Origin of the sequence: Kitasatospora sp. NPDC002965, from assembly GCF_040611255.1 — a bacterium.
GTDB lineage: Bacteria > Actinomycetota > Actinomycetes > Streptomycetales > Streptomycetaceae > Kitasatospora.
On record NZ_JBEXNT010000051.1, the window covers coordinates 18,380 to 34,654 of the forward strand.

13 protein-coding genes are annotated in these 16,275 nt (G+C 71.7%); 3 read left to right on the forward strand and 10 right to left on the reverse strand.

Annotated elements, in window-relative coordinates; all coding sequences use genetic code 11:
* Window positions 1-178: 178 nt before the first annotated feature.
* Window positions 179-967 carry a polyphosphate kinase 2 gene (ppk2, locus tag ABZY91_RS20650; RefSeq protein ID WP_329882375.1) on the reverse strand — a complete coding sequence of 263 codons (789 nt, stop codon included), beginning with the start codon at window positions 965-967 and terminating at the stop codon, window positions 179-181.
* Between the two features lie 295 nt (window positions 968-1,262).
* Between ppk2 and ABZY91_RS20655 the strand changes: the two genes are divergently transcribed.
* The gene (locus ABZY91_RS20655; protein ID WP_355404230.1) at window positions 1,263-2,168 is read left to right on the forward strand and encodes a LysR family transcriptional regulator; all 906 of its coding nucleotides are present in this window, start codon (window positions 1,263-1,265) and stop codon (window positions 2,166-2,168) included.
* 90 nt (window positions 2,169-2,258) lie between these two features.
* Here ABZY91_RS20655 and ABZY91_RS20660 read toward each other — a convergent pair whose 3' ends face one another.
* From ABZY91_RS20660 to ABZY91_RS20675, 4 genes are all read right to left on the reverse strand, one after another.
* A complete protein-coding gene (locus ABZY91_RS20660; protein WP_329882246.1) occupies window positions 2,259-2,765 on the reverse strand; it encodes an N-acetyltransferase in 507 nt (168 codons plus the stop codon).
* Between the two features lie 102 nt (window positions 2,766-2,867).
* On the reverse strand, window positions 2,868-4,658 hold the full coding sequence (gene aspS, locus ABZY91_RS20665) for an aspartate--tRNA ligase (RefSeq protein WP_355404232.1): 1,791 nt from the start codon (window positions 4,656-4,658) through the stop codon (window positions 2,868-2,870).
* Window positions 4,655-5,917, reverse strand: a complete 1,263-nt coding sequence (gene hisS / locus ABZY91_RS20670; RefSeq protein ID WP_355404235.1) for a histidine--tRNA ligase — start codon at window positions 5,915-5,917, stop codon at window positions 4,655-4,657. The genes aspS and hisS overlap by 4 nt, the downstream gene beginning before the upstream one ends.
* Window positions 5,918-5,928: 11 nt before the next feature.
* The gene (locus tag ABZY91_RS20675) at window positions 5,929-6,636 is read right to left on the reverse strand and encodes an MBL fold metallo-hydrolase (RefSeq protein WP_329949840.1); all 708 of its coding nucleotides are present in this window, start codon (window positions 6,634-6,636) and stop codon (window positions 5,929-5,931) included.
* Between the two features lie 273 nt (window positions 6,637-6,909).
* Here ABZY91_RS20675 and ABZY91_RS20680 point away from each other — a divergent pair, with 273 nt between their 5' ends.
* Entirely contained in the window at window positions 6,910-7,746 is an 837-nt protein-coding gene (locus ABZY91_RS20680) for a peptidylprolyl isomerase (protein ID WP_329949839.1), read from the forward strand.
* Between the two features lie 264 nt (window positions 7,747-8,010).
* Window positions 8,011-9,240, forward strand: a complete 1,230-nt coding sequence (locus ABZY91_RS20685) for a DUF349 domain-containing protein (RefSeq protein ID WP_329882253.1) — start codon at window positions 8,011-8,013, stop codon at window positions 9,238-9,240.
* A 101-nt stretch (window positions 9,241-9,341) separates the two neighbouring features.
* Here ABZY91_RS20685 and ABZY91_RS20690 read toward each other — a convergent pair whose 3' ends face one another.
* From ABZY91_RS20690 to yajC, 5 genes are all read right to left on the reverse strand, one after another.
* A complete protein-coding gene (locus ABZY91_RS20690) occupies window positions 9,342-11,759 on the reverse strand; it encodes a bifunctional (p)ppGpp synthetase/guanosine-3',5'-bis(diphosphate) 3'-pyrophosphohydrolase (protein WP_329882377.1) in 2,418 nt (805 codons plus the stop codon).
* Window positions 11,760-12,033: 274 nt separating this feature from the next.
* Window positions 12,034-12,585: an adenine phosphoribosyltransferase gene (locus ABZY91_RS20695; RefSeq protein ID WP_355404238.1), complete on the reverse strand. Its 552-nt coding sequence runs from the start codon at window positions 12,583-12,585 to the stop codon at window positions 12,034-12,036.
* Window positions 12,586-12,611: 26 nt separating this feature from the next.
* Window positions 12,612-13,718 (reverse strand): protein translocase subunit SecF, encoded by a 1,107-nt coding sequence (gene secF, locus ABZY91_RS20700; protein ID WP_329882255.1) that lies wholly within the window; start codon window positions 13,716-13,718, stop codon window positions 12,612-12,614.
* Window positions 13,719-13,722: 4 nt separating this feature from the next.
* The gene (secD, locus tag ABZY91_RS20705; protein WP_355404261.1) at window positions 13,723-15,462 is read right to left on the reverse strand and encodes a protein translocase subunit SecD; all 1,740 of its coding nucleotides are present in this window, start codon (window positions 15,460-15,462) and stop codon (window positions 13,723-13,725) included.
* A gap of 234 nt (window positions 15,463-15,696) precedes the next feature.
* Window positions 15,697-16,104, reverse strand: coding sequence for a preprotein translocase subunit YajC (gene yajC / locus ABZY91_RS20710; RefSeq protein ID WP_355404240.1), 408 nt, complete (start codon window positions 16,102-16,104; stop codon window positions 15,697-15,699).
* Window positions 16,105-16,275: the final 171 nt, after the last annotated feature.

Sequence of the window (16,275 nt, forward strand, 5' to 3'; positions counted from 1 at the left end):
GCCGAGGGCGGGAGTCCGGCAACGCCGCGGAGCCGTTCGGAGCAGTACGGCCCCTCCCGGCCCCTCCCCGTTCCCGGAGCGGTCCCCGGCCGGGCACGGCGGGCCCCGGCGGGCCCCGGCGGGCCCCGGCGGGCACGGCGGGCCCCGGCGGGCACGGCGGGCCCCGGCCGGGCGAGCCCTACGACCGGCCGAGGCCCGCCGCGTGGTCCGGGACGTACTTCTGCAGGTCGCGCGGGGGCCGCTGGTAGCCGCGCGAGGCGGGCCGGGGCGGCAGGACGATCTCCCGGGGGCTGACCTCCCGGTAGGGGACGGTGGAGAGCAGGTGGGCGATCATGTTGATCCGGGCCCGCCGCTTGTCGTCGCTCTCCACCACGTGCCAGGGCGACTCCGGGGTGTCGGTGTGGAGGAACATCTCGTCCTTGGCCCGCGAGTAGTCCTCCCAGTGGGCGACCGACTCGACGTCCATCGGCGAGAGCTTCCACCGCTTCATCGGGTCCGCCAGCCGGTCCCGGAAGCGCCGCTCCTGCTCGGTGTCGCTGACCGAGAACCAGTACTTGCGCAGCAGCAGGCCGGACTCGGCGAGCATCCGCTCGAAGATCGGGCACTGGTGCAGGAACTGCCAGTACTCCTCGTCGGTGCAGAAGCCCATCACCTTCTCCACCCCGGCCCGGTTGTACCAGCTGCGGTCGAACAGCACGATCTCCCCGGCGGCCGGCAGGTGCTCGACGTACCGCTGGAAGTACCACTGGGTGCGCTGGCGCTCGGTGGGTGTGGGCAGGGCGACGACCCTGGCGATGCGGGGGTTCAGATACTCCGTCACGCGCTTGATCGCGCCGCCCTTGCCGGCCGCGTCCCGCCCCTCGAAGACCACGACCAGCCGGGCGCCCTCGGCCCGCACCCACTCCTGGAGCTTCACCAGCTCCTCCTGGAGCCGGAGCAGCTCCCGCTCGTAGGGCTTCCGCTCCAGCCGCCCGGCCGCCGGAGCGTCCGGCCGCCCGCCGCTGTCGGCCCTCCCGCCCTGACCGGTCTGCTCGCGCTTGGCCTTGGCTGCCACCTGGGTGCCTCCGTTCGGCGGGGTGCTGATGACCCCTCACGGTAGGCGGTGAACGCGGCTCCCGCAGGTCCGGGTGCCCGGCGCGGCAGCGGCGGCCCCCTGAACCGCCGCTGCCGGGCTCCCCCGTGGGCCGGCCCGGAGGCCGGACGGTCAACCTTGACCCAGACCTGCCGGACGGGTCCAATTTCCGGTTCCATAACCTTGGGGCATGGATGTGGACACCCGGCTGCTGCGCAGCTTCGCCGCGGTCTGCGAGGAGGGCCAGCTGACCGCAGCCGCGGCCCGGCTGTTCGTCTCCCAGCCGACGCTGACCAAGCAGATCCGCCAGCTGGAGGCCCTGCTCGGGGTGGAGCTGTTCGAACGGTCGAGGCGCGGCATGGCGCCCACCCGGGCGGGCCGGGCGCTGGCCGCGCACACCGGCGCGATCATGTCCGGGTGGGACGAGGCGCTGCGCGCGACCCGGGCTGCCTCGGCGGAGCAGGGCTCGACGCTGCGGGTGGGGTTCGAGGGCGGCATCATCAACCTGATGACCCAGCGCACGGTCGCCGACTTCACCCGGCGGATGCCGGGCTGGCAGGTGGAGCTGCGGCAGAACAACTGGTTCGACCCCACCTCGGGCCTGGCGACCGGCGAGATCGACCTGACGCTCTGGCACGCCCCGCCGTCGCTGTCCGAGCGGTACAACGTCGCCGTGCTGGGCGAGGAGCCGCGCTGTGCGGCGCTGCCCGCCGGGCACCGGCTGGCCGACCGTGCGGTCATCGACTTCGAGGAGCTGCTCGACGAGCCCTTCGTGGCGATTCCGCACGAGTCCGGGCACTGGCGGGACTACTGGCTGGCGGTCCGGGAGCGGGGCGGGCGACCTGTGCGGATCGGCGCGGTGGCGCACAACACCGACGAGTGGCTGGCCGCGGTGGTGTGCGGCCAGGGCGTCGGTTTCGCCCCGGGAACGATGAGCCGGCTGGCACCGCGTGAGGATGTCGCGTACCGGCCGGTGCGGGGACTCAGCCCGAGCCAGGTCGGGCTGTACTGGCCGAAGGACCGGAGGCTGACGCCCGCCATGGCCGCGTTCGTCCGCAGCTGCCGGGCGACGGTCGGCTTCGGCGCCAGGCCCTAGCACCGTCGGCGCCGGGCCCCGGGCGTCGGACCGTCGGCAGCGGCCCGCAGGCATCGGGACCCAGGCGTCAGGCCCTGGGCGGCCGGGAGGCTAGACGGCCACGAAGGGCTCCGGGTACCGGCACAGGCCCCGCGGAGACCCGTCGTACCCGGACAGGGCGAGCACCTGGAAGTACGCGTCCGGCACCTCGAAGGGGCCGGTGACCTCGTGCCGCTGGGCCGGGAGGAAGCCGAACCGCGCGTAGTACTCCGGGTCGCCGAGGACGACGACCAGGGTCTCGCCGGCCTCCTCGGCGGCGGTCAGCGCCGCCTTGACCACCAGCTCGCCGACTCCCTTGCGCTGCCACTCCGGGGCGACCGCGACCGGCGCGAGCGCGAGGCCCTCGCCCTCGCCGACCCGCAGCCGGGTGAGCAGCGCGTGCCCGACCACGAGCCCGGAGCCGTCGACCGCGACCACGGACAGGCCGGGCAGCCAGGCGGGATCGCGGCGCAGCGCGTCCACCAGGTCGGCCTCGTCCGGGCCGGGGAACGCGGCCATGTGGACGCGTCTGGTGGCGGGTGCGTCCTCGGGACACTCGACTCTGGTACTGACCTTCATGGGGGAACCCTCTCTCTGTCACACACCGTTGTGGACCGGCCCCGGACGACGGTGATGCCGTCCGGGGCCGTGAAAGGTTAGCCGATGTCGGCGGATGCGGCGTCAGGCCTTCGGCTGGGCCTCGGACTTGGCGTCCTCACGGACCTTCGGCTGGGCGTCGACGCCGGCCTCGCGACGCTGCGCCGGGGTGATCGGGGTGGGCGCACCGGTCAGCGGGTCGCCGCCGGTGGACGTCTTCGGGAACGCGATGACGTCCCGGATCGTGTCGTACCCACCGAGCAGGGTGACGATCCGGTCCAGGCCGAAGGCGACGCCGCCGTGCGGCGGCGGGCCGTAGTTGAAGGCGTCCAGCAGGAAGCCGAACTGCGAGGCGGTCTCCTCCTCGGAGAGGCCGATCGCGTCGAACGCCCGCTTCTGGACGTCCCGCTGGTGGATACGGATCGAACCGCCGCCCAGCTCCGAACCGTTGAGCACCAGGTCGTAGGCGTTGGAGAGCGCCGAGCCCGGGTCGGTGTCGAAGGTGGCCAGCGACTCCGCGGTCGGGGCGGTGAACGGGTGGTGCACCGCGTGCCAGCCCTGGAACTCGCCCTTGTCGTCCTCGATGGGCTCGAACATCGGGAAGTCGACGACCCAGAGGAAGGCCCACTGGGACTCGTCGATCAGCTCGCAGCGGCGGCCGATCTCCAGACGGGCGGCGCCGAGCAGCTCCTGCGAGGGGCGCTGCTTGCCGGCCGCGAAGAAGATCGCGTCGCCGTTCTTGGCGCCCGCGGCGGCGGCCAGGCCGGCCAGGTGCTCCTCGGACAGGTTCTTGGCGACCGGGCCGCGCAGCTCGCCGGTCTCGGCGTCGATGAGCACGTAGGCGAGGCCCTTGGCGCCGCGCGCCTTGGCCCAGTCCTGCCACGCGTCGAGCTGCTTGCGCGGCTGCGAGGCGCCGCCCGGCATGACCACGGCGCCGACGTACGGGGCCTGGAAGACCCGGAACGAGGTGCCCTGGAAGTACTCGGTGAGGTCGGTGAGTTCCTGGCCGAAGCGGACGTCCGGCTTGTCCGAGCCGAAGCGGCCCATGGCGTCGGCGTAGGTCATCCGCGGCAGCGGGTTCGGGACCTCGTAGCCGTGCACCTCGCGCCAGATCGAGCCGATGATCTTCTCGCCGAGGGCCAGGATGTCCTCCTGGTCGACGAACGAGGCCTCGATGTCCAGCTGGGTGAACTCCGGCTGACGGTCCGCGCGGAAGTCCTCGTCGCGGAAGCAGCGGGCGATCTGGTAGTAGCGCTCCATGCCGGCCACCATCAGCAGCTGCTTGAACAGCTGGGGCGACTGCGGCAGCGCGTACCAGTGGCCGGGCTGGAGGCGGACCGGGACGAGGAAGTCGCGGGCGCCCTCGGGGGTGGAGCGGGTGAGGTACGGCGTCTCGATGTCGAGGTAGTCGTTGTCCTCCATCACCCGGCGGATGATGTTGTTGACCTTGGAGCGCAGGCGCAGGCCCTTGGCCGGGCCCTCGCGGCGCAGGTCGAGGTAGCGGTACCGGAGGCGGACCTCCTCGTTGACCGTGCCGGGCTCGTACTCGGCGACCGGGAAGGGCAGCGGCGCGGCCTCGGAGAGGACCTCGATCTCGCTGACCACGACCTCGACGGCGCCGGTCGGGATGTCCGGGTTCTCGTTGCCCTCGGGCCGCACGCGGACGTCGCCGACCACCTTGACGCAGTACTCGGCGCGCAGGCCGTGCACCGAGTCGAGGTCGCGGACCACGATCTGCACGGTGCCGGAGGCGTCGCGCAGATCGATGAAGGCCACGCCGCCGTGGTCGCGGCGGCGGGCGACCCAGCCGGCCAGGGTGACGGTGGTGCCTGCGTGCTCCGGGCGGAGCGTGCCCGCGTCGTGCGTGCGGATCACAGCTGCTTCTCCTTCAGGGTGGTGACGAGTGCGTCGAGGGCGACGGGGTTCTGCTCGCCGGTGGTCAGGTCCTTGAGCTGGACGACGCCTTCGGCGAGGTCCCGGTCCCCGGCGACGAGCGCGAAGCGGGCGCCGGACCGGTCGGCGGACTTCATGGCGTTCTTGATGCTCTTGACGCCGAAGGCGAGGTCGGTGGCGACGCCGGCCCGGCGCAGCTCGACCACCTTGGCGAAGAGGACGTTCTTGGCCTCCTCGCCGAGCGCGACGGCGTAGACGGAGGTCGCGGCGGGCAGGTCGAGGGCGACGCCCTCGGCCTCCAGCGCGAGGAAGGTGCGGTCCACGCCCAGGGCCCAGCCGACGGACGGCAGCGCGGGGCCGCCGATCATCTCGGAGAGGCCGTCGTACCGGCCGCCGCCGCCGATCGCGGACTGGGCGCCGAGGCCGTTGTGCACGAACTCGAAGGTGGTGCGGGTGTAGTAGTCCAGGCCGCGGACCAGCTTGGGGTCGTCGGTGAAGGCCACGCCGTTGGCGGTGAGCAGCTCGCGCACCTTCTCGTCGTACGCCTTGCAGTCCTCGCAGAGGAAGTCGCGCAGCATCGGGGCGCCGACGAGCTGGGCCTGCACCGACTCGCGCTTGTCGTCCAGGACGCGCAGCGGGTTGATCCCGGCGCGGCGGCGGGTGTCCTCGTCGAGGTCCAGGCCGTCCAGGAACTCGATCAGCGCGGTGCGGTAGACCGGGCGGCACTGCTTGTCGCCGAGGCTGTTGAGCAGCAGCGTGTAGTCGCTCAGGCCCAGCGACCGGAAGGCGTCGTCGGCCAGGATGATCAACTCGGCGTCCAGCGCCGGGTCCTCCGCGCCGATCGCCTCGGCGCCGACCTGCGAGAACTGGCGGTAGCGGCCCTTCTGCGCGCGCTCGTAGCGGTAGTACGAGCCGGAGTACCAGAGCTTGACCGGGAGGTTGCCCTGCTTGTGCAGGTTCGCCTGGAGCGCGGCGCGGAGCACCGAGGCCGTGCCCTCGGGGCGCAGTGCGAGCTCGTCGCCGCCCTTGGTGGTGAGGCTGTACATCTCCTTGGAGACGATGTCGGTGGACTCGCCGACGCCGCGGGAGAAGAGCTTCACGTCCTCGAAGACCGGGGTCTCGACGTAGCCGTAGCCGGCCCGGCGGGCGGGCGCGGCGATCGCCTCGCGGATCGCCAGGAAGGTCGCGGAGCTGGGGGGCAGCAGGTCGTAGGTGCCCTTGGGGGCGGTGAAGGTGCTCAACTTCTCTTCCGTCACATTCCTCGTCGCGGGAAGGCCGGGGCGCCGGACGCCCCCGCTGCCTGTCGGAGGTAGGGGTTGGTGGCGCGCTCACGGCCGATGGTGGTCTGTCCGCCGTGGCCGGAGAGGACCACGGTGGCGTCGTCGAGGGGCAGGCACACCCGGGCCAGCGAGCGCATGATCGCCTCGCCGTCCCCGCCCGGGAGGTCGGTTCGCCCTATGGAGCCGGCGAAGAGCAGGTCACCCGAGAAGAGCACCGGAGGGAGGTCCTCGGCGCCGGGTGTCCGGAACGTCACCGACCCCCCGGTATGGCCGGGGGCGTGGTCGACGGTGAGGGCGAGGCCGGCCAGCTCCAGCACGCTGCCGTCGGTCAGCTCGCGCACGTCGTCGGGCTCGCCGACGGTGAGTTCGCCCATCAGCTGGGTGCCGAGCGAGCGGCCGAGCGCCTTCTCCGGGTCGCTCATCATGTAGCGGTCCTCGGGGTGGATCCAGGCCGGGACGCCCTTGGCGCCGCAGACCGGGACCACCGAGGCGACGTGGTCGATGTGGCCGTGGGTGAGCAGGACCGCGACCGGCTTCAGGCGGTGCTCGCGGATCAGCTCCTCGACACCCTGCGCGGCCTGGTGGCCGGGGTCGACGATGACGCACTCCTCGCCCGGCGCCGGAGCGACCAGGTAGCAGTTGGTGCCCCAGGCTCCAGCGGGGAATCCGGCGATGAACACGCGCGCGTCCTTCGGGTGTCGGTCTTCGGGCGTCGGTCGCAGCGGCGGCTACGGGATGCGGCTACGAACTGTGATGTAGGGGCAGCCTACCGGCGGGGCGGGCCCGGTTGCGAACCAGATCCGCGTGACAGGTTCACCTCGACCTGACAGGTTCACCCCGTTCTTACGGTCGCGGTCCCTACACTTGGCCGCCGATGGATGCGATGATCCGCATCGACATCCGCACACGAAGCCCCCACGTCCGAGACCGCACATCCGTAGGAGACTGAGCCGGTGGTCAGCAGCGAACAGCGGCGGCGGCAGCTCGCCCGCGACAAGTACGAGCGCCAGATGGAGCGCCGGGTCGCCGAGAGGGCCGCGCGCAAGCGCCGCAACACGATTCTGGGCGCCTCGCTCGCCGTGGTCGTGCTGGCCGGCGGCGGCACGCTCATCGCGACCGGAGCCTTCGACTCGGACGACAAGAAGGACTCGGCCTCCGCCCAGGCCGCTCCGACCTCGACCCCGACCGAGCCCACCGTCCCGACCCGCAAGCCGGTCGAGGGGTGCGCGGACCCGGCGCCGGGCGCGCCGAACGGCAAGCAGTGGCAGGCCGAGCCGGCCATGAGCATCGACACCGCGGCCACCTACACCACGACGCTGGACACCAACTGCGGCAAGGTGACGCTCACCCTGGACGCGGCCAAGGCCCCGCACACGGTGAACTCCTTCGCCTTCCTCTCCGGCGAGCAGTTCTTCGACCACACCAAGTGCCACCGCCTGACCACGAGCGGCATCTTCGTGCTGCAGTGCGGCGACCCGACCGCCAGCGCCACCACGCCCGGCGGCACCGGCAGCCCGGGCTACAAGTTCGCCGACGAGAACCTGACCGGCGCCACCTACCCGGCGGGCACCGTGGCCATGGCCAACTCCGGCCCGGGGACCAACGGCAGCCAGTTCTTCCTCGTCTACAAGGACACGCAGCTCGGCCCGAACTACACGCCGTTCGGCAAGATCACCGGCGGTCTGGACGTGGTCCAGAAGATCGCCGCCGCGGGCACCCTGGAGGGCGGCGGGGACGGCCACCCGATGGCCGACGTCACCTTCAACACGGTGACGACCGCGAAGGGTTGACCGGTCCCGGGACCGCCCGGCGCCGCCCGTGAGGGGCGCGCCGGCGCGGTCCCGGCCCGAAATCGCCCGGCCCGGATGCGGACAGCACCGGGACTGGTCGCCTATGTTGGCTTTGTATAGGGTGCCCAGACCCGCCGGCCGTCACCCTCGGCAGCAGTACTCGGCGGACGGGGACGGCGGACTCATCGGTCCGCCGCACATCAACTGTGGACGACGGATGCGGACCGCCCCGGCGCGGACGCGACGTCATGTGGAGGACGCGCTATGAGCAGCGACCCGTGGGGCCGTGTCGACGAGCAGGGCACGGTCTACGTCAGGACGGCCGACGGCGAACGCGTCGTGGGTTCCTGGCAGGCCGGCTCGCCCGAGGAGGCGCTCGCCTACTTCGAGCGCAAGTACCAGGGCATCGAGGTGGAGATCGGCCTGCTGGAGAAGCGGGTGCGCACCACCGACCTGGCCGCCAAGGACGCCCAGGCCGCGCTGGAGCACCTGCGCGAGCAGGTCACCGAGGCGCACGCGGTCGGTGACCTGGCGGCGCTGGCCAAGCGGCTGGACACGCTCACGGGCGAGATCGAGAGCCGCCGCGAGGAGCGCAAGGCCGCCCGGGCCAAGGCCCAGGACGAGACCCGCACCGCCAAGGAGGCGCTGGTCGCCGAGGCCGAGCAGCTCGCCGAGTCCACCCAGTGGCGGGAGGCCGGCGACCGCCTGCGCGCCCTGGTCGACACCTGGAAGGGCCTGCCCCGGCTGGACCGCAAGAGCGACGACGAGCTGTGGCACCGCTTCTCGCACGCCCGCTCGGTGTTCTCCAAGCACCGCAAGTCGCACTTCGCGTCCCTGGACGCCGAGCGTGACCAGGCCCGGGCCACCAAGGAGGCGCTGGCCGTCGAGGCCGAGTCGCTCTCCTCCTCCACCGAGTGGGGCGACACCGCGGCCCGCTACCGCGACCTGATGGCGCGCTGGAAGGCCGCCGGCCGCGCGCAGCGCGACGTCGAGGACGAGCTGTGGGCGCGGTTCCGCGGCGCCCAGGACGTCTTCTTCCAGGCGCGCTCGGCGGTGTTCAGCGAGCGTGACGCCGAGCAGGTCGCCAACCAGAAGCTCAAGGAGGCCCTGGCCTCCGAGGCCGAGGCGATCCTGCCGATCACCGACCTCAAGGCCGCCAAGGCGGCCCTGCGCGAGATCAACGAGCGCTGGGAGGCGATCGGTCACGTGCCGCGCGACGCCCGGCCGAAGCTGGACGGCCGGCTGAACACGGTCGAGCGGGCGATCCGCGAGGTCGAGGACTCCGAGTGGAAGCGCTCCAACCCGGAGGCCAAGGCCCGTGCCGCCGGCATGGTCGGCCTCTTCCAGGCCAAGGCGGACAAGATCCAGGCCGACCTGGACAAGGCCCGCGCGGCCGGCAACGCCGGCCGGACCGCCAAGCTGGAGTCCGAGCTGTCGGGCGTCCGGACCCTGCTGGAGCAGGCGCACAAGAGCCAGGAGGAGTTCAGCGGCTGATCCGAGGCCGCCGGACACGAGGACGGCCCCCGGGAACTCGCCAGTTCCCGGGGGCCTTTCCGTCGCCGCCGGCCGCGCGGCGGCTGCCGCCGCGCGTACCGCTACTTGCGGGCCGAGGTGACCCGGTAGACGTCGTAGACGCCCTCGACGCCGCGGACCGCCTTGAGCACGTGGCCCAGGTGCTTCGGGTCGCCCATCTCGAAGGTGAACCGGCTCATCGCCACCCGGTCGCGGGAGGTCTGCACCGCCGCCGACAGGATGTTGACGTGCTGGTCCGAGAGGACCCTCGTGACGTCCGAGAGCAGCCGGGAGCGGTCCAGCGCCTCGACCTGGATGGCCACCAGGAAGACCGAGGACTGGGTGGCCGCCCACTCGACGTCGATCATCCGCTCGGGCTGCTGGCTGAGCGCCTCCACGTTGACGCAGTCGGCGCGGTGCACCGAGACACCGTTGCCGCGGGTGACGAAGCCGACGATGGTGTCGCCCGGTACCGGGGTGCAGCAGCGCGACAGCTTGACCCAGACGTCCTCGACGCCCTTGACGATCACGCCGGGGTCGCCCTTGGCCCGGCGGCGCGCCGCCCGGCGGTTGTCGTGGGTCGGCGTCGCCGTCTCGGCGAGGTCCTCGGTCGCGCCCTCCTCGCCGCCCAGCGCCTGCACCAGCTTCTGGACGATGTTCTGCGCCGCGACGTGGCCCTCGCCGATCGCCGCGTAGAGCGAGGAGATGTCCGGGTAGCGCATCTCGTGGGCCAGGGTGACCAGCGAGTCGCCGGTCAGGATCCGCTGGATCGGCAGGCCCTGCTTGCGCATCGCCCGGGCGATGGCGTCCTTGCCCTGCTCGATCGCCTCCTCGCGGCGCTCCTTGGAGAACCAGGCGCGGATCTTGTTGCGGGCCCGCGGCGACTTGACGAAGCCGAGCCAGTCCCGCGAGGGGCCGGCGTTCTCCGCCTTGGAGGTGAAGACCTCGACGGCGTCGCCGTTCTCCAGGGTCGACTCCAGCGGCACCAGCCGCCCGTTCACCCGGGCCCCTATGGTCCGGTAGCCGACCTCGGTGTGCACCGCGAAGGCGAAGTCCACCGGGGTGGCGCCGGCCGGCAGCGCTATGACGTCGCCCTTGGGCGTGAAGACGAAGACCTCGTTGCTGGCCAGGTCGAAGCGGAGCGACTCCAGGAACTCGCTCGGGTCCGCGGTCTCCTTCTGCCAGTCCAGCAGCTGCCGCAGCCAGGCCATCTCGTTGACGGCGCCGGCCTTGTCGTCCTTGCGGGTCTGGGTCGGGGTGTCGGTGCGGACCTTGGAGGCGCCGGCCACCGCGCGCTGCTTGTACTTCCAGTGCGCCGCGATGCCGTACTCGGCCCGGCGGTGCATGTCGAAGGTGCGGATCTGCAGCTCGACGGGCTTGCCGCCGGGACCGATCACCGTGGTGTGCAGCGACTGGTACATGTTGAACTTGGGCATCGCGATGTAGTCCTTGAACCGCCCCGGCACCGGGTTCCACCGCGCGTGGATGGTGCCCAGCGCCGCGTAGCAGTCGCGGACGGTGTCGACCAGGACCCGGATGCCCACCAGGTCGTAGATCTCGGCGAAGTCCCGGCCCCGGACGATCATCTTCTGGTAGACCGAGTAGTAGTGCTTCGGCCGGCCGGTGACGGAGGCGGTGATCCGGGCACCGCGCAGGTCGCCCTGGACCTGGTCGATGACGGTGGCCAGGTACTCGTCCCGCTTGGGGGCGCGCTCGGCGACCAGCCGGACGATCTCGTCGTACATCTTGGGGTAGAGGATCGCGAAGGCGAGGTCCTCCAGCTCCCACTTGATGGTGTTCATGCCCAGCCGGTGCGCCAGCGGGGCGTAGATCTCCAGCGTCTCGCGGGCCTTCTTCTCCTGCTTCTCCCGCTTGAGGTAGCGCATGGTGCGCATGTTGTGCAGGCGGTCGGCCAGCTTGATCACCAGGACCCGGGGGTCCTTGGCCATCGCGACGACCATCTTGCGGACCGTCTCGGCCTGCGCGGCCTCGCCGAACTTCACCCGGTCCAGCTTGGTGACGCCGTCCACCAGCAGGGCCACGGAGTCGCCGAAGTCCTTGCGCAGGGTCTCCAGCCCGTAGTCGGTGTCCTCGACGGTGTCGTGCAGCAGCCCGGCCATCAGGGTCGGGGCGTCCATGCCCAGCTCGGCCAGGATGGTGGCCACGGCCAGCGGGTGGGTGATGTACGGGTCGCCGCTCTTGCGCTTCTGCCCCCGGTGCCACTTCTCGGCGACCGCGTACGCCTTCTCGATGTCGCGCAGCAGCGCCGGGTCGGCCTTCGGGTCGTTGGCCCGGATGGACCGGAAGAGCGGCTCCAGCACCGGGTTGAGCACGCTGGAGCGCTGGCCGCCGAGCCGGGCGAGGCGCGCGCGCATGCCACCGGCGGTGGACGGGCGACCCGCCGGGGCGACCTGGCGGGACGGGGTCGACGCCGGGCGTGCCGGGGTGGCCCCCGAGGGCGTGGGCCGGTTCTCGGGGGCGGCCGCAGCGGCCGTGGGCACAACCTCGTCGGGCAAGGACACTCCTCGGGGCGCTCGGCCTGCCCCTCCGCGCGGATCGCGCGACTCGCACAACCGGGAGGGGATGAATCTTCATGGTACCGAGCCGGGCGCCGGGGCGTTCGGTCGGCCGCCCCCGGACACGCACCGGACACACGACCGACACGAACAGCCCGGTCCTGTCCGGTCCTGCCCGGTCCTGCCCGGCCCGGAACGCCGACGGGCGGCGGCCGGATGATTCCGACCGCCGCCCGTCGCAGCGTTGACCGAGGAGGACTCAGACCGTGACCAGCGTCTCCAGCGGAGCGCCGCCCAGGTGCGGGGCCAACCGCTCGCGCCCGTCCAGGAAGCCCAGCTCCATCAGGACCACGACGCCCACGAGCTCGGCGCCGGCCTCCTTCACCAGGTCCAGCGAGGCACCGATCGTCCCGCCGGTGGCCAGCACGTCGTCCACCACCAGCACCCGCTCGCCGGGCGCGAAGGCGTCGCACTGCACCTCCAGCGTCGCCGAGCCGTACTCCAGCTCGTACGAGCGGCGGTACACCTCGCCGGGGAGCTTGCCCTGCTTGCGGATCGGCACGAAGCCGAGCCCGGCCGCGAAGGCCGCCGGGGCCGCCAGCACGAAACCGCGCGCCTCCAGGCCGACCACCTTGGTCGCCCCGAGCTCCCTGGCCCGGTCCGCCAGCGCCCGGGTGAGCGCCGCGAAGGCCTCGGCGTCGGCGAGCAGCGGCGCGATGTCCTTGAACAGCACGCCCGGCTTCGGGTAGTCCGGGACGTCCCTGATCCGGCTGTTCAACAGCTCGGCCAGTGCGGTGTCGGCGGTGGTCACGAAGGGTCCTTAGGGGTCAGCGGGGATCAGCGCTTGGTGGACGGACGGCCCTTGGCACGCGTGGTGCCGGCCGCCCTGCCGCGCTGACCGACCATACCCGCCGGCTGGTCCTCGTCGGAGAAGGGCTCCCCGTCCTCGACGACGGCGTCCTTGGCCGCCTCCGCCTTGGCCTCCGCGGCGCGCCGCTGGGCGACCCGCTTGGCGAGGGCCTTCATCTCCGGCTGCTCCTCCTTCAGCTGCGCCAGCAGCGGAGTGGCGACGCAGATCGAGGAGTAGGCACCGGCCGCGAGGCCGATGAACAGCGCGAGCGAGATGTCGTTCAGCGTGCCGGCCCCGAGGAAGCCGCCACCGATGAACAGCAGCGCCGCCACCGGGAGCAGGGCGACCACCGTGGTGTTGAGCGAGCGGACCAGGGTCTGGTTGAGGCCCGCGTTGGCCGCCTCGCTGTAGGTGATCTTGTTCTGCTTCGTGAGGTCCTTGGTGTTCTCCTTCACGGTGTCGAAGACGACGACCGTGTCGTAGAGGGAGTACCCGAGGATGGTCAGGAAGCCGATCACGGTGCCCGGGGTGACCTCGAAACCGACCAGGGCGTAGACGCCGATGGTGATCAGGAGGTCGTGGATGAGGGCGACCAGGGCGGCCACCGCCATCCGCCACTCGAAGGCGATCGCCAGGTAGATCGTCACCAGGATCATGAAGATGACCAGACCGGTGAGGGCCTTGTTGGAGATCTGCTCACCCCAGCTGGGGCCGATCACCTGGGCCTCGATCTCCTGGACCGGGACACCGAGCTCCTTCGCCAGGTTCTCGGTGATGACCGAGGAGCTGACCTTCTCCTCGGAGGAGACCTGGATGCGGATCTTGCCGTTCTCGGTCGACTGCACCAGCGGGTGCGACTCGACGATCTTGTCGACCGACTCCTGAGCCTGCGAGACCGAGAGCCCGGGCTTGGACACGGTGTAGACCGAGCCGCCCTTGAACTCGATGCCGAGGTGGAGGCCCATCGCCAGGCCGATCGCGGCGACCAGGACGATCACCCCGGAGATGCTGTACCAGAGCTTGCGGCGCCCGACGAAGTCGAAGCTGACCTCGCCCTGGTAGAGCTTGTGGCCCAGATTGGAGAAGCGTGACACGGTGTCAGGCCCCCTTCACGGCGGCGGAGGACGAGGGGGTGCGACGACGGGTGCTGCGCAGCGGCGGGCGGGCACCCAGCCGCTTCGGGTCCAGGCCGGACCACGGGTGGCCGTCGGAGAAGAACTTCCGGCGCGCCAGCAGCGTGATCAGCGGCTTGGTGAAGAGGAAGATCACCACGACGTCGAGCGCGGTGGTCAGGCCCAGCGTGAACGCGAAGCCCTGCACCTTGCCGACCGAGACCACGTAGAGCACGGCGGCACAGAGGAACGAGACGAAGTCCGACACCAGGATGGTGCGCCGGGCGCGCGGCCAGGCACGCTGGACGGCCGGCCGCAGCGGGGCCCCCTCGCGGACCTCGTCACGGATGCGCTCGAAGTACACGATGAAGGAGTCCGCGGTGATGCCGATCGCGACGATCGCACCGCAGATCGCCGGCAGGTTCAGCGCGAAGCCGATCCCGGCGCCGAGCAGGCTCATGATCGAGTAGGTCAGGGCCGCCGAGACGAGCAGACCGGCGATCGAGACCAGGCCCAGACCCCGGTAGTAGACCAGCGAGTAGAGGACCACCAGGACCATGCCGATCAGGCCCGCGACCAGACCGGCCTTCAGCTGGTCGCCACCGAGCTGCGGGGAGACGGTGGTGACGTCGCTGGTGGCGAACTCCAGCGGCAGTGCGCCGAAGCTCAGCTGGTTGGCGAGGCCCTGCGCCTCGGACTGGGTGAAGCTGCCCGAGATCACGGCCGAGCCGCCGGGGATGGCGCTGCGCACGTACGGGTGGGAGACGACCTGGCCGTCCAGCACGATGGCGAACTGGTTGGTCGGGTCGGGCTGGGTGGCCAGCTGGCCGGTGACGGCGGTGAACGCGTCGGTGCCCTTGCCGTTGAACTGCAGCTGGACCTGCCAGCCGCCGCCCTGCTGGGTGTCGATGCTGGCCTGCGCCTTGGAGACGTCCGCGCCGAAGACCGCGACCGGGCCGAGAGCGAGCTTGTAGAAGATGCCGTTCTCGTCCTTCTGGGTGCAGGCGACGGCCGGCGCACCCTCGGACTTCTGGTGGTTCTGGCGCTGCTCGGGCTTGGTGCAGTCGAGCGCGGCGAACTCGGCGGCCAGCTCCGGCGGCACCGTGCCCGAGGTCATCGCGGCGGAGAGGTCCGGCGTGACGGGGGCGGTGGCGGGGGCACTCGGGGTACCGGTCGCGGCGGCGCCCGTGGCGGCCGCGGACGGGGTACCGGTGGCCGCGGCGCCGGTGGCGGCAGCGGTCGGGGTGGCGTCGGCCGCGAGGGCCTCGCCGACCGGCCGGCCCTGCTTGGTGGCGCTCGCGCCGGGCGCGGCCGCGGTGGTTCCGGCCGAGGCCGACGCGGCGGCGCTCGGGGTGCCCGTGGCGCTCGGGGCGGCGCTGCCGCTCGCCGAGGGGGTCGCGGACGGCGCCGGGGCCTGGAGGCCGCTCGGAGCGAGGGCGAGGACCGGGCGGAAGTACAGCTTCGCGGTGGATCCGACCTGGTCGGCCGCGGTCTGCTTGTCACCGCCCTTGGGGATGTTGACGATGATGTTCTGGTCGCCCTGGGTCTGGACCTCCGCCTCGGAGACACCCATCCCGTTGACCCGCTGCTCGATGATCCCGGTGGCGATGTCCATGTTGGACTTGTTGATCGCCTTGGGGTCGGTCGACTTCGCGCTCAGCGTGATGCTGGTGCCGCCTGCGAGGTCGATCCCGAGGCGGGGCTTGGTGTGACCCGTCCCGAACATGAGGGCGACCAGTCCGACGGTGACGACCAGGATGAGGGCCAGCGCCCTCCCTGGGTAGCCGTCGCGCGGGCGCGACTTGGGTGTTGCCACCTTGCTCGTTTCTCCCTGTCCATGCCACTTCCCCCCACCGGACCCCGCCCTGCGCGTGGCTGGACGGGGTGTGGCGGAACTGCGGCCCTGAGTCCTGTGGGCTCGCGGCGATTCGCCGCGCGACCGGGCGGGTGCCCGACCGTACTACTTGCTCGCGGGAGCCCCGCCCTCGGCCTCGGCCTTCTCGGCGCCGTCCTTGCTGAGCGACAGCGGCTTCTCGTCCGCCGGCTCGATCTCGGCGTCCTCGTCGGAGGCCTCGGACAGCTCGTCGTCGACCGGGCGGCCGTTGATGATCGCGTCGTACTCCGCGGGGTCCAGCACGGCGGCGATCGCGCTCTTGGTGAAGTAGGTGACCACGCCGGGCGCGATCTCCAGCTCGACGGTCTCGTCGTTGACCGCCTTCACCTGGGCGTACAGGCCGCCGATGGTGCGCACCCCCGCCCCTGGCTCCAGCGCGGTCTGCATCTTCTGCATCTGCTGCTGGCGCTTCTTCTGCGACCGGAACATGAGCACGATCGCGATGATCGGGAGGAGAAGGATGATGAGGTTCACTGCAGCCAGGGTCCTTAGCGGGCCGCCGGCCGGCGGCCTGTGTGGTATTGGTCGTCCCGTCGGGTGAGAGGGGCGGTCCGGCGGAGTCTAGGCGACCCCGAACTGATCGGACAACGCCAAGCATCGCATCCTGCCGCCGAAAGTGGCGACCCTCCGCCTGCACTGTTTCCC